Below are 13728 nucleotides of genomic sequence, written 5' to 3' on the forward strand. Positions count from 1 at the left end.
CGGGCGTCTCCGACGTCCGGGGCTTTCGTTTTTCGAAGAGCGCGGCGGCCGAACCTCCGGTTTTTGACCCGGCCTGCCGTATGGCGGTAAACTCCCCCCACGATGTCGGATCCGCTCTTCGCCCGGTTTGGCCGTGAGTTCTCGGCCGGGGACATACTGTGCCGCGAGGGCGATCCCGGCGATGTGATGTACGTGATCCAGTCCGGCTCCGTCCGCATCACGAAGTTGATCGCGGGCGAGGAGCGCGTGATCGCGGTGCTCGGCCCGGGCGAGTTCCTCGGCGAGCTGGCGATCCTGAACGGCAAGCCGCGCAGCGCGACGGCGACGGTCGTCGAGACGACGCGGTGCCTCTTGGTCGAGGCGAAGACGCTCGAGAAGATGGTCGCGGGCAACTCCGAGATCGCGATGCGGCTGATCAAGAAGCTCGCGAAACGGCTCGACTCGGCCGACGCGCTGATCGAGGTGCTGATGCACCGCGATCCGAAGGCGCGGATCATGCTCGCGCTGGCGCGGAGCGCGGAGGCGTTCGGCGAGAAGACGCCCGAGGGGATCCTGATCCGTACGCGGGCAGAAGATCTCGCGCGTGATGTCGGCGTGGACGCGGTCGCGGCTTCCGATGTGATGCTGCGGCTGCGCAGGTTGCGCCTCGCCAGTGAAGTCTCGGGGGGCATCGTCGTCGCCGACGTCGGAAGGCTCCAGGACTTCGTCGAGTTCCTCGAGATGCCGCAGAAGTTCGGCGGGGAAGGCTGAGCGGCGTGGATCTCCGCGTCATCGGTTGTCACGGCGGCGAGACTCCGAAGCACCGCACGAGCGCCTTCATCCTCGACGAGCGTCTGGCGATCGACGCCGGATCTCTCACGAGTGGTCTCGAAGTCGAGGGCCAGCTCAAGCTCGAAGGGTGCCTCGTCAGCCACGCGCACCTCGATCACATCCGTGATCTCGCGACGCTCGCGGACAACCGCTGTCAGATGGGCGCACCTCCGCTCATCGTCGCGGGCACGCGCGAGACGATCCGCATCCTGCGCGAGCACTTCTTCAACAACGAGCTCTGGCCCGACTTCGCGACGATCCCGACGCCGGAGAACCCGACGATCCGCTACCTGGAGCTCTCGCCGGAGAAGCCCGCGCCGCTCGCGGGCTGCAACGTGCGTGCGGTCATGGTGAGCCACACGATCGAGTCGGCTGCGTTCGTGATCGAAACGCCGGGCGGCGCCATCGCGTACAGCGGCGACACGGGGCCCACGGATCGGCTCTGGGAAGTGCTCGACGAGCAGCCGAACCTGCGCGCGCTCTTGATGGAGGTGAGCTTTCCGAACCGCGAGCAGCGGCTCGCCACGGTGAGTGGTCACCACACGCCGCAGACGCTGCGCGCCGATCTGAAGAAGCTACGCCGTCCGCAGGATCTGCCGACGCTGCTCTATCACATCAAGCCGGTGTTCCAGGCCGAGGTGGAGCGCGAGTGCGCCGCGCTCGAAGGCGTGAGCCTCGAAGTGATGAAGATCGGCGATCAGTTCGTGCTGTAGGGCGAAGCCGCGCAGCGAAGCCGCGCAGCGCAGCCTGCACCGCTGAAATGCAAAGCCCCTCTCCCGCGAGCGGGAGAGGGGTTGGGGAGAGGGGCGGGACTGGGGAGAGGGTCGGTCAGGCCTGATCAGGTTCCACGCGCGCGAGCACGACCGTGATGTTGTCGAGTCCGCCGTGGAAGTTCGCGCGCTCGATGAGCACGCGGCACGCCTCGTCGAGCGACGGGGCCTTCGTGACGATGTCGCAGATCTCCGGGTCCTTCACGAGGCCCGAGAGGCCGTCGGAGCAGAGCAGGTAGATGTCACCTGCGGCCGTCTCCTCGGTGAGCAGATCGACGAGCACGTCCTCGCGGATGCCGAGCGCGCGTGTGATCACGTTCGGCGGCAGCCGCTTGATCTCTTCCTCCGTCATCCACGGCGCCATGTGCAAGGCGTCGCTGACGAGCGAGTGATCACGGGTGAGCTGCGTGATCTTGTCGCCCCGGATGCGGTAGCAACGGCTGTCGCCGACGTGACCCACGGTCACGCGCGTCGCGTTCTTGTCGAACATCGCCGTCACGATCGTCGTGCCCATCCCGAAGTCCGCCATGGTCTTGAGCGAACGGTCGAAGATGCGACGGTTGGCCAGCCGTAGGCCCGTGACGACGTAGTTCTCCTCCTCCGTCAGGTTCGGATCGGCAGGAAATGGCCATGTACCGTCGCGACCGACGGTGACCGAGAAGAAGTCCGAGAGGGTGGAGACGGCCAGCCGGCTTGCCACATCGCCGGAGCGATGCCCGCCCATTCCGTCGGCAACGGCGACGACATGGTACTCGGGCATCACGAGGAGGTTGTCCTCGTTGTGCTCCCGCATCAGGCCGACATCGGTCATCCCGGCGAACCGGGTTCGCATGGCCGAACAGTAGACGCGTAGGGGGGGGGCCGTGCAAGGTCGGTGAGCAGATCCCGTCACCTTTCCCGCGCCAACCGGCCCGAGCCCTACCCCCGGAAGGCAAGCAACTACACCAGAACCCAGAATTCCTGGCAACTGAGTGTCGGTTCTGTGCTTGTGGCTACCATTTTCCTGGCTTTCACAACCAGGTCGGACCGAGCTCGACCCCGAGCGCAGGCGCGACCGCCTCGGCCGCGCGTACACCGGACGCCTGCGACTCCTCGAAGAGCGCCATCCCAGGCTGATCCGCGTGCGCCCAGGCCACGCGCTCGTCGAGCAAGACGAGCGGTTCGAAGGGCCGTTCGCCGAGAAATCCGGGACGCGGACGCGGCATCGCGTGGCCCCAGACGCACACGTCCATGCGCGAGATCTGCTCGCGCAGCTCGGAATGTGCAGGCGCGAGATCACGCAGCACGTCGTTCGCGATCTGTTCCCACGGCGCGACGACGAGGCTTTTGCGCGCGCCCACGACGTCGGGCCCGCCGTACGCGCGGTAGTACGTGAGCACGGTGCGCGACGAGAGCTCGGTGAGCTGATGGCGCGCGTCGACGTAGCCGAGGCCCGCGGCATCGTAGAGGACGGAGTCCCACGCCATGTCGGGATCGATCGGGCGCTCGACGTGCATGTTCGCAACGACCCACGGCGAGCTCGTGCGCACGGGCAAACGCGCCGCGGCCGCCGGGAAGAGTCGAGCGGTGACGAACGCGGGCGCGGCGACGACGACGGCGCGCGCATGCGTGCGCCGCGGAGCACGAGACCGCACGTCGAGCCAGCGCACTTCGACGCGACCACCTTCGATCGTGCGAAGGCCCGTCACGAGCGCGCCGAGCGAGACCGTCGCGCGTGCACGCTCGGAGAGTGCTTGGACGAGCTTGCCATTGCCCTCGGGCCACACGAGGAAGTGGCTGCCGTCGAGCTCGGGTGTCTTCAGCTTGCGCCCCGCGAAGTAGTGGAGCGCCGCCCAGGCCGAGACTTCTTCCGGTTCTGCGCCGAAGTCGTCGAGGCACGCGTAGCGCACGTACCAGCGCAAGAACGGCGAGGAGTAACCCTCGCGATCGAGCCACGCGCGCATGCTGATCCGATCGAGCGCGAGCGTGTCCGGATCCCGCGACGAGAGCGCGAGCGGGATCTGGAAGACGGGTTTTCCATCGGTACCGACGCGCTCGGTGAGCTCGTCTTCGAAGCGGGAGAAGCGCTCCATCTCGGCGCGATCGTGCGCGTCGAGCTCGTCCTGCGGCACGAGCCCCGGGTGCCACGCGTCGCGGTAGAAGATGCGCTCTTGCGGCGCGTGGCAGAGCACGCGTGGATCGAAGCGCGGGCGGCCCGCCGCGTCCCAGCCCTTCACCACGCCCATCTGTTCGAGCAAACGGAGCGCGGCGCGCGCCTCGGGGTTCGGCGCGGCGAGGTAGTGCGCGCCCCACGGGTGCGGCGCGGCGCCGTCTTCGCTCCACGTGCTCGTGCCGCCGGGGAAAGATTCGAGCTCGAGCACACGCACGTCGAGCCCCGCAGGCGCGAGCCTCCACGCGGCGGAGAGGCCGGCGATGCCCGCGCCGACGATGACGACGTCGGCGTGCTCCGGCGGTCCGCTCGGCTCGGGCACGCCGCCGTCGCGCACGAGGTGACCCACGCCGTGCGAGGCGCCGATGATGCGACCTGCGATCGGCGCCTTTCCCGGGAGGATCGTGTCGACCACCCAGCCCGCCGCGACCGTCGTGAGGAAGGCCCGCCGGTCCATCAGCGCGTGAAGACGCCCCACTCGCGTGCGTAGATCGCCACGAGCTTCTGATCGTTCAGTCGGTTCACGGGCGCCTCGACGCGGCCGATGTCGCGCGGGAAGCGGAAGAGCTCGGGCAACCCCGAGGACTCGAGCCAGCGGAGTTGGGTCGGCTCGATGCGCAAGGCTCCCGGTGCGGTGAGGTGCTCGCCGCCCGCCAACACAAAACCCCAGTCGCCGAAGCTCGGCACGTACACGTGGAGCGGCGCCGTCTTCCAGCCAGCGCCTTCGAGCGTCTGCACGATGGTCCAGAACGACTCGCGCGCGTACTGCGGCGAGGTCGCCTGCACGACGGCGACGCCGCGGAAGGAGAGGCGCTCGCGGAGCAGGTGGTAGAAGGCGTCGGTGTAGAGCTTGCCGACGGCGTAGTTCGAGGGATCGGGGAAGTCGACGATCGCGAGGTCGAACGAGTCGCGCGAGTCTTCGAGGAACTTGTAGGCGTCCTCGTTGCGTACGGTGACGCGTGGGTCGTTGAGGGCGCCGCCGTTCAGCTCCAGCGCGACGGGCAGCTTGCGGAACGCGTCGGTGACCGCGGCGTCGAGGTCGACGAGCACGATGCGCTCGATCGACGGGTACCGGAGGAGCTCGCGCGCGGCGAGACCGTCACCGCCGCCGAGCACGAGCACGCTCTTGGGATCATGGCCGAGCGCGGCGACGGCGGGGTGGACGAGGACCTCGTGGTAGCGCTGCTCGTCGTCCGAGGAGAACTGGAGGTTGCCGTTGAGGAAGAGGCGCGTCGTGCGCGGCGATCGCGTGATCACCACGCGCTGGTAGGGCGACTGCGCCGTGTAGATGATGGGCGCGCCGAAATAGACGGTCTCGGCGCGATCGACGAAGCGACTGACGAACCCGAAGGCCGCGGCGAGCACGCCGAAGATGAGCACGCACTGCGCGCGCAGGCGGATCGTGACGGCGCGATCGAGCGGGAAGAGGAACGTCGCGAGCATCGCCGCGGCCGCGTTCAGGAGGCCGAAGAAGAGGCTCGTCTGGTGCACGCCGAGCTTCGGCAGGAGCAGCGACGGGAAGAGGAGGCTCGCGATCAGCGCGCCCACATAGTCGAGCGAGAGGACACGCGCGACGAGCTCCTTCAGGTCGACCGAGAACTGGAGCAGTCGGATGAGGATCGGGATCTCGAGGCCCACGAGCGTGCCGACGAGCACCACGATGCCGTAGAGCGCGAAGCGAAACGCCGCGGCCGCCGTGTAGACCTTGAAGAGCAGCGGCGCCGAGAGGCCACCCGCGAGCGCGAGGCAGAGCTCGATCTCGACGAAGCGTTCGAGGAGTCGATCCTCGAGGAACTTCGACAGATACGAGCCGATGCCCATCGCGAAGAGGTACAGGCCGATCACCAGGCTGAACTGGGTGACCGAGTCGCCGAGCACGTAGCTCGCCAGCGTGCCCGTCACGAGCTCGTAGACGAGCCCGGATGTCGCGATCACGGCCACCATGGCGAGGAGCGCGGGGTGGACCCAGCGGCGCGGCTGCTGCTGCGTCATGCCGCGCCTTCCTAGCACCGGGTCGGCGTGGCCGGTGAGCCCGATCCGAGACGCCCACGTCGGAAGCGGCCCGACGAGGGAACACGCCCGCGACGAAAATGGGCTACCATCCGAGGCGTGACTAGCCCGTTCGACCGCCAGGCGGCGTGTCCGTCGTGCGGGGCGCCCATCACGTTCCGCTTCGCCGGCGCCGCTGCGCAGGTCTGCAAGCACTGCAATTTCGTCGTTGCACGCACGGACAGGAACCTCGTCGCCGTCGGCCGGATGGCAGACCTCGTCGACATCCCGTCGCCGCTGCAGCTCGGCGGGACAGGTCGCTGGAGCGGCGGCGAGCCGTTCGTGGTCGACGGTCGCGTGCAGCTCGATCGCGCAAGCGCACCCGGCGCGCCGTGGCAGGAGTTTTTCATCACGTTCCCGATGAGCGGGAAGTGGTGCTGGGTCGCGAGCGCGCAAGGTCGCTGGTACTCGACGAACGAGGTTCCGCTTCCGCCGGAGCTGCCGCCAATCCACGCACTCCGCGCGGGTCAGCAGATCAACCTCGGCACGTACGGCGTCTGGACCGTCGCGGAGGTCGGGCAGCGCCGCGTGATCTCGGGCGAAGGCGAGATGCCCGCAGTCGCATCTCCAGGCGTGCCCACGGGCTACGCAGACATCGCCGCGCCGAACGGCGCATTCGGCACGATCGACTACGGCGATGGCCGCATCCCGCCGAAGCTCTACCTCGGCCGGCAGATCGATCCCGCGGTGATGGTGCTCGACTCGGGCGCGCCCGTCGAAGCCGCGAAGGCCGAGGTGACGAGCGTCGCGTGCCCGAACTGCGGCGGCAACTTGCCGCTCGTGACCCCGGGACAAACCGAGCGTGTCGTCTGCCGTTACTGCGGCATGGCGAGCGATCTGAACCAGGGAGCGCTGCGAGCGCTCGGCCCTGCGCCGAAGCCGCCGATCGAGCCGTTCATCCCGCTCGGCGCCGAGGGCAACCTGCGTGGCAACCGCGTCATCTGCATCGGCTTCACGATCCGCGGCTGCACCGTGGAGGGTGAGCGCTATCGATGGCGCGAGTACCTGCTCTATGCAGGGCCGCGCGTCGGGTACCTGTGGCTGATGGAGGAGGACGGCGCGTGGTGGCTCGTCACGCCCATCCCACCCGGCGAGGTGTCGGTCTCCGGCGGCGCCGCGATGCTGCGCGGCCAGCACTACAACTGGAAGCAGAGCGTCCGCGCCGAGACCGAGTACGTGGTCGGCGAGTTCTACTGGAAGGTCGAGATCGGCGAGTCCGTCCAGGCGACGGAGTACGAAGGCTCAGGCGGCAAGGTCAGCGTCGAGCAGACAGCGAAAGAGGTGAACTACTCGTTCTGCGAGCGTCTCTCCGCCAGCGACATCGGCGCAGCCTTCGGCATCAAGCCCCCAGCAGGCTCGCTGCTCGCGTCAGGCGAAGGCGGCAGCGGCTGCGCAACCAGCGGATGCGGCACGATGATCATCATCGGCGTCATCATCCTGTTCGTCCTGATCATCGTCTTCAGCGACTGCGGCGGAGGCGGCGGAGGCGGCGGCGTCTTCATCGGCGGCCCCAGCTTCGGCGGCGGCAAGTAGCCTCGCAAGGCGTCGCGCCGGGGCGCTGCCCCGGACCCCGCGGGGGCTGTTCGCCCCTCGACCCGAACCAGCGCAAGCGCTGGACTCGGGGTGGAAGAACTGCGCGATGCGCAGTTCTTCCAACGAGCCCGTTGGAAGACCAGGGACAGCGTTGCCGGCTGAGAGGTCAGCGCGGCTGTCTTGGTTGGCAGGGTCGTGGCTAGTCTTGACTCGGCCGTTCGATGAACTGCGCATCGCGCAGTTCATCGACCAACGGTCCAGCGCTTGCGCTGGTCCGGGTCCAGGGGTGGACAACCCCTGGTCGGGGTCCGGGGTGAAACCCCGGCGCTGCGCTTCAGCCGCGACCGATCCCGGTGTACCAGAACCCGATCGCGCGCAGGTCCTCTGGGTCCCAGATGTTGCGACCGTCGAAGAGGGACGGCGTGCGCATGAGCCGCTTGATGCGGTGGAAGTCGGGCCTTCGGTACTCGTGCCATTCGGTGACGAGGGCGAGTGCGTCGGCGCCTTCGGCTGCGGCGTACATCGTGTCCACGAACGTCACGCGATCGCCGAAGAGGGGGCGCACGTTCTCGATGGCTTGCGGATCGTGCGCGCGCACCGTTGCGCCTGCGGCGAGCAGATCCTCGATCAGCGTGAGTGCGGGCGACTCGCGGATGTCGTCGGTTTGCGGCTTGAAGGCGAGACCCCAGACGCCCACGATGCGACCTGCGAGGGAGCCGTCGAAGTGGTGCTTCACCTTCGAGCCGAGCACGTGCTTCTGCCGCTTGTTTACTTCCTCGACGGCGCGCACGACCTCGAGGTCGTGGCCCATCGTGTTTGCTGTGTGGATCAGCGCGGAGATGTCCTTCGGGAAGCATGAGCCGCCGAAGCCTGGGCCGGGGAAGAGGAACTTGGGTCCGATGCGCGGGTCGGCGCCTACGGCTTTGCGCACGCGATCGATGTCTGCGCCGAGCTTCTCGGCGAGCAGCGCGAGGTCGTTCATGAACGAGATGCGCGTCGCGAGCAGTGCGTTCGATGCGTACTTCGTGAGCTCTGCGGAGCGTGCGCCCATCGCGTGGATGCGGTCGCTCGTGCGCACGAAGGGATCGTAGAGGCTTCGGAGCACCTCGAGTGCGCGCGGGTTGTTCGAGCCGATGACCACGCGATCGGGCTTCATGAAGTCGTTGATTGCGTCGCCTTCCTTGAGGAACTCGGGGTTCGACGCGACGCCGAAGGGATGGGTCGTGTGGCGGGCGATGATGGCTTCGACTTGATCGGCCGTGCCGACGGGCACCGTGCTCTTCGTGGCGACGACCTTGAAGCCGTTCATGTTCTTGCCGATCGTCTCGGCCACGGCGTAGACGGCTGACAGATCCGCGGAGCCGTCGGCCGCGGGGGGCGTGCCGACGGCGATGAACACGACCTCGGCGTTCTGGATGGCGGATGCCACGTCCGTCGAGAACGACAGACGCCCGGCTTTCGTGTTCTTTGCGATGAGCGTGTCGAGGCCTGGCTCGTAGATGGGCACCTCGCCACGCAGGAGGCGCGCGATCTTGCCTTCGTCGACGTCGACACAGGCGACGTCGTTTCCGAAATCTGCGAACCCGGCGCCGGCCACGAGGCCGACGTAACCCGTCCCGATCACCGCAAGTTGCATGGGGCGCACCCTATCATTTCGCGAAGGCCCGTGTGTACGTGGCGCGCCCCACGCGCGGTCAGGGAATCACGATCTCGGAGGCGCGCCCTTCGCATCCGCGCAGCACGAAGCCGAAGCGGTCGCCCGTCCCCGAGCGCTTCTCCAGCGACTTGCAGCTCGTGCGTGTCACGCCTGGTGATCCGAACCTGTCGCGGCTGTCTTCGGTCACGTCGACGACGGGACCGGGGCGCACGCGCAGCGTGTACGTGATCGGATCGCCCTCGACGGTGTGCATCGTGATCACGAGCCCTGCGGTGCTCCCGTTCCGCCATGCGTCCCAGAGGCACGAGCGCGCCGCTGCGTCGTAGCCCGAGCCGTGCACGTTGGTCTCGCGCCCGCATGACGATGCGCCGTCCGACTCCGAAGGCATGAGGCCTGGCTCCACGACCGAGGTCGACCGCGTATCGCCCTCGGCCGGGGTCCTCCGCGAGGAGCACGACGAGCACCCGGACGCGACGAACAGGAGCGACACGACGAGGTGTCCAAGACGGCGTGCGGAATCGTGCGAACTCAAAAGGGATTTGAAGCGATGCATGATCGGTCAGGGTACGGCGCGCTCGGCCGCCTGCAACCATGCGCGACGCGAAGAATGAAGCGTCGTTCTGCACGGACGACGGCGCTGTATGCTGAGGGCGTGCGCTACGACGGGGGGTATCACGAGACGCGGGGGCTCGCGGACGGCCGTGTCGTACGGCTGCGTTGCATCCGCTCGGAGGATCGCGACGCGCTCGTCCGTGCGTTCGGCAAACTCTCGCGCGAGTCGCGCTACCGACGCTTCCTCGTCGACGTGCCGTTCATGAGTGCGTCGATGGCGCGGTATCTGACGGAGGTCGACGGCAAGGATCACGTCGCGATCGTCGCGATGACGGACTCGCTCGATCTGAAGGAAGAAGAGGGCGTCGGCGTCGCGCGGTTCTTGCGCCTCGCCGACGAGCCTCACATCGCCGAGGCGGCGGTGACGGTGATCGACGCGTACCAGGGCCAGGGCCTCGGTCGTGTCTTGCTCGAAGCGCTCACGCGCGCGGCGCGCGAGCGTGGCATCCAGATCTTTCGCTCATCGGTGCTCGTCTCGAATGCGCCGATGCGACGGATCCTCGATGAGGCTGGCGGCGTCGTGCACCACGACGAGGGCGACACGCTCGTGATCGACGTGCCGATCGGCGACCCGGAGCCGCACTGGTCGGACCTCGGGATCTTCCGGGTGCTGCGCGCGGCTGCGCAGGCTACGCGTGCCGTGTTTCTCGGCGAGGACGACGATCAACGCGGCGAGGACGAGAGCCCCGCGCGGTAGGGATCGAGCACGCTGCGGATGGCCTCTTCCGTCGCGCGCCGGATGCGTTCGACGTCCTCCACGTCGTGGGGATCGCCTGCGGTGTCGATGGGCGGGAGTAGGTAGTAATCGAGCGGCACGCGACGCGGACGCAGGCCGCTCGGCAGCGGGATGTCGTAGCGCGACGAGCCGCCGAACCAGCGACCGAGGAAGTGCTCGCGTCGATCGAGACGGTAGAGCTCGTCGACGCCCGTGGCGGCGACCGGAACGATCGGAACGCGGGCGCGCATGGCCACGCGCGCGAAGCCGGCGCGCCCTTGCCAGCGCAGCGTGTACGCGTCGCTCGAGAGCTTGAACGAGTCGTCGACGCCGCCTGGATACACGACGACGATCTCGCCGGCTTCGAGGAGATCAACGGCGTCGTCGGGCGTGCCCGGGATCGCGCCCATGCTGCGGAGCAGCTCGCGGACGCCAGGGAGTCGGAAGAGGTTCCGCTCGGCGAGAAAGCGCGGAAGCCGGCCCGTCTGGTGGAGCAGGAGCGCGGCGAGCGCGAAGGCGTCGATGCCCATGAAGGCGTGGTTGCCGACGAGGAGCGCGCCGCCTTTGCGGGGCACGTGCTCGTCGCCGTGCAGCGTGGCGCGGAGCTGTGCGGCGAGGCTCTGCGCGAAGCGGCGACCGGACTCGGTCTGCGCGAGCATCCAGCCTGTAGGGGCGAGCGGGACCATGACGAGCCTCTAACGTCGGACAGGACCGTTGTCGCGTAAAGCTTCGCGTGGGCGTCTCGACGTGGCTTTCTCCCGAGGCGGGATTCTGCGATACGAGGGGACATGCGAAACGTCACGGTGAAGACGGGCGAGGGGAAGTTCGGTCAGTCGATCCACGTGGGGCCGCACGAGCTCACGGGCGACGAGCTGCCGGAGGTGGGCGGCGACGACCGCGGCCCTGATCCGTTCGAGCTCGTGCTCGCCGGCCTCGGCTCGTGCACGTCGATGACGGTCAAGGTCTACGCGGACCGGAAGGGCTGGCCGCTCTCGTCGGTGGAGGTTTCGGTCTCGGGGGAGAAGCGCGCGGACGCGTTTGTCGCGCGGCGGTCGATCCGGCTGTCGGGAGACCTGACGGAGGAGCAACGCGCGCGGCTCCTCGACATCGCGAACAAGTGCCCGGTGCACAAGATGCTGACGGGGAAGATCGAGATCGAGACGGCGCTCGTGGGGTGAGAAGCGGACAGCCCCCGCGACGTTCGGACACGCTCGTACTATGCTTTTCGACGTGGCCGACCGAGATCGCCAGGAGCGAGCTGCTCAGCGCCGGGCGACATGGACAGGCGGACGTGTTCCGATGTCCCAGGCGGAGGACGCGGACGTTTTGTTCTGGCAGCGCGCGTCGGGGGGTGAGCGCTTGCAGGCCATCCTTTCGCTCGCGTGGGAGTGGTATGCGAACGAGGAACCCCAGCCTGCCGGCGGACTTCGTGGATCTCCTGGCGGCGTTCGCCGACGCTGACGTCCGTCGACTGCGGGGCAGTTGAGTCGCTCGATCCGCAGGAAACCGACGACCGAGGGTGTTCGAACGCATCAACCCCCGCTGTCCACGATGACCAGAGGGTGTCTCGACGCGCATCAACCCCCGCGCGTCACGTTGACCGGCGGGTGTCGACGCGCATCAACCCCCGCGCGTTACGATGACCAAGCGGGTATTGCCACGCATCAACCCCCTGCTGTCCACGATGACCAGCGGGTATCGCCACGCATCAACCCCCGCTGTCCACGATGACCAGCGGGTGTCGCCACGCATCAACCCCCTCGGCCCTCCCTGCGCACCCCTCACGGATGAATGAACACCACCGTCCCCGTGAGATTCCGCGCCGCTCCGTGCCACCCGTACGGCACTTGCGGCTCCGTCCAGTGGAACAGCCTTCGCGCGTCCTCCGGCGCGAGGTTCACGCAGCCGTGGCTCTTCGGCTGGCCGAAGCGGTCGTGCCAGTAGGCGCCGTGCAGCGCGTAGCCGTCCTGGAAGTACTGCACGTACGGCACGTCGCGTAGCTCGAACTCCTCGCCCACCGCGTCCGAGTCCATCGTCACGCTCACGTGCTTCGTATGGATCCGGAAGATCCCTCGCTTCGTCGCCTTGCTCGTCTCCGGATCCTCGAGCCCGCTCTCACCGCTCGAGATCACCGTCGCGAACACCGCCTTCGTCCCCTCGTAGGCGACGAGCACCTGCTTCGTGATGTTGATGTCGAGCCACTTCTCGCCGTTCTTCCCCCACGCCGGCATCTTCTTCGCTGGATCCACCCGGCCCGCGTGCCGGTCGTCGATCCAGCCGCCGTCCTTCATCTCGTAGTGCAGGACGCCGCCCACGAACTTCTGCTTGCCCGTCAGCGCGACCGCCGCGCGGTAGCCGACCTCCTCGCCCGCGACGAGCTTCTTCTTCCCTTCGTCCCACACCCAGCGCTTCGCACCGGGCCTCCGCACGAGCGCGAACGGGAAGTCGATGTCCTTGCCGATCTCGTAGCCGTGGAAGTCGCTGCCGCGGATCGGGCGGAACCGGTCGGCCGGCATCACCCGTAGATCCGTCGACACGTTGTAGCGACGTCCCTCATGCAGAAACGTCTCCACGAAGGCCACCCCGTTGCGCCGGTCGACCTGGCCGATCTTCACGAGATCGTCCGACTTCAAAAGACCCGACAGGTTCGGCACGCGGCCGCCGTCCTTCAGGAAGATCGGGATGTCCGGGTCCGTGAGCCGCTGCTCCATCGCTTCGAGCGCGGACGGCGAGGCTTGCGACTTCCACTTCATCCACACGTCGAGCCCGTACGCCGCCCCGCTCTCCTTGTCCTTCTCCCACTTCGCGAGGTGCTTCTTCAGCCCAGGCTCGTGCGTCTTCAGATCCTCGGCCGTGGGGATCCGCGCGTAGACCGGACCGCCGCGCGTCACGATGCCGTACATGTACGGCAGCTTCTGCGTGATGTCCGGGCGACGCGAGGCCGCCTTCACGATCGGGTGGTTCAGATCGAGCGTGGCCTCGGGGCCGACGCAGACGTAGCCGTACGGCTTGATCTTGCGCCATCCGTCCTTGCAGCCCGCGGTCCCCGCGATCTCGGGATCCATCTCGACGATCGCGCCGGCGCGAAGGAAGCCGACGCGCGTCGCCTTCGGGTCCGGCTTCGCCACGACGTCGGTGCGCATCGCGATGCTCGCGAGACGCGGCGCGTTCTCGGGGATCGGGGGCGGCAGGTGCGCGACGCCCCCGAGATCGACGAGCAGCGGTCCGCTCGGCTCCGGTGGCGGCGCGTCCGCGTCCGCCTCCGCGGAAGGGGCGCCCTCCGGGTCGGCCTTCGTGTCCGCGGCGCCGGCTTCGGCCGGGGCGTCGGCGACGAGGCCCGGAGCCGATCCTGGTTTCTCACGGCAGCCGCCGAGGCTCGCCGCCGCGAGGACGAGCAGCGCGTAGCAATGGCGTCGCATGACGTGAGGCCCGT

12 protein-coding genes are annotated in these 13728 nt (G+C 68.2%); 5 read left to right on the forward strand and 7 right to left on the reverse strand.

The features are described 5' to 3' along the window. Window positions 1-102: 102 nt before the first annotated feature. Together KEG38_RS19040 and KEG38_RS19045 are read left to right on the forward strand one after the other, a co-directional pair. Window positions 103-750, forward strand: a complete 648-nt coding sequence (locus KEG38_RS19040) for a Crp/Fnr family transcriptional regulator (RefSeq protein WP_272421130.1) — start codon at window positions 103-105, stop codon at window positions 748-750. A gap of 5 nt (window positions 751-755) precedes the next feature. Beyond that, on the forward strand, window positions 756-1523 hold the full coding sequence (locus tag KEG38_RS19045) for an MBL fold metallo-hydrolase (RefSeq protein WP_272421131.1): 768 nt from the start codon (window positions 756-758) through the stop codon (window positions 1521-1523). A 115-nt stretch (window positions 1524-1638) separates the two neighbouring features. On the opposite strand, the gene KEG38_RS19050 is transcribed toward KEG38_RS19045, so the two are convergent. From KEG38_RS19050 to KEG38_RS19060, 3 genes are all read right to left on the reverse strand, one after another. Next, entirely contained in the window at window positions 1639-2412 is a 774-nt protein-coding gene (locus KEG38_RS19050) for a PP2C family protein-serine/threonine phosphatase (RefSeq protein WP_272421132.1), read from the reverse strand. Window positions 2413-2590: 178 nt separating this feature from the next. Next, entirely contained in the window at window positions 2591-4207 is a 1617-nt protein-coding gene (locus KEG38_RS19055; RefSeq protein ID WP_272421133.1) for an NAD(P)/FAD-dependent oxidoreductase, read from the reverse strand. Next, the gene (locus tag KEG38_RS19060; protein ID WP_272421134.1) at window positions 4186-5721 is read right to left on the reverse strand and encodes a polyamine aminopropyltransferase; all 1536 of its coding nucleotides are present in this window, start codon (window positions 5719-5721) and stop codon (window positions 4186-4188) included. Before KEG38_RS19060 ends, KEG38_RS19055 begins: the two co-directional genes overlap by 22 nt. 117 nt (window positions 5722-5838) lie before the next feature. On the opposite strand from KEG38_RS19060, the gene KEG38_RS19065 reads away from it, so the two are divergent. Next, window positions 5839-7311, forward strand: a complete 1473-nt coding sequence (locus tag KEG38_RS19065) for a DUF4178 domain-containing protein (RefSeq protein WP_272421135.1) — start codon at window positions 5839-5841, stop codon at window positions 7309-7311. A 334-nt stretch (window positions 7312-7645) separates the two neighbouring features. Here the strand turns inward: KEG38_RS19065 and KEG38_RS19070 are convergent, their stop codons facing one another. Both KEG38_RS19070 and KEG38_RS19075 read right to left on the reverse strand, forming a co-directional pair. Next, window positions 7646-8947: a UDP-glucose dehydrogenase family protein gene (locus KEG38_RS19070; RefSeq protein WP_272421136.1), complete on the reverse strand. Its 1302-nt coding sequence runs from the start codon at window positions 8945-8947 to the stop codon at window positions 7646-7648. A 58-nt stretch (window positions 8948-9005) separates the two neighbouring features. Further along, window positions 9006-9458: a DUF4362 domain-containing protein gene (locus KEG38_RS19075; RefSeq protein ID WP_272421137.1), complete on the reverse strand. Its 453-nt coding sequence runs from the start codon at window positions 9456-9458 to the stop codon at window positions 9006-9008. Window positions 9459-9575: 117 nt separating this feature from the next. On the opposite strand from KEG38_RS19075, the gene KEG38_RS19080 reads away from it, so the two are divergent. After that, entirely contained in the window at window positions 9576-10277 is a 702-nt protein-coding gene (locus tag KEG38_RS19080; protein WP_272421138.1) for a GNAT family N-acetyltransferase, read from the forward strand. On the opposite strand, the gene KEG38_RS19085 is transcribed toward KEG38_RS19080, so the two are convergent. Continuing rightward, a complete protein-coding gene (locus tag KEG38_RS19085; RefSeq protein ID WP_272421139.1) occupies window positions 10244-10981 on the reverse strand; it encodes a lysophospholipid acyltransferase family protein in 738 nt (245 codons plus the stop codon). The genes KEG38_RS19080 and KEG38_RS19085 overlap by 34 nt on opposite strands. Before the next feature lie 102 nt (window positions 10982-11083). Here KEG38_RS19085 and KEG38_RS19090 point away from each other — a divergent pair, with 102 nt between their 5' ends. Beyond that, window positions 11084-11473 (forward strand): OsmC family protein, encoded by a 390-nt coding sequence (locus KEG38_RS19090; RefSeq protein WP_272421140.1) that lies wholly within the window; start codon window positions 11084-11086, stop codon window positions 11471-11473. 603 nt (window positions 11474-12076) lie between these two features. Here KEG38_RS19090 and KEG38_RS19095 read toward each other — a convergent pair. Further along, window positions 12077-13714: a L,D-transpeptidase gene (locus tag KEG38_RS19095; RefSeq protein ID WP_272421141.1), complete on the reverse strand. Its 1638-nt coding sequence runs from the start codon at window positions 13712-13714 to the stop codon at window positions 12077-12079. Window positions 13715-13728 lie beyond the last annotated feature (14 nt).

It is taken from the genome of Polyangium jinanense, assembly GCF_028435265.1.
GTDB lineage: Bacteria > Myxococcota_A > Polyangia > Polyangiales > Polyangiaceae > Polyangium > Polyangium jinanense.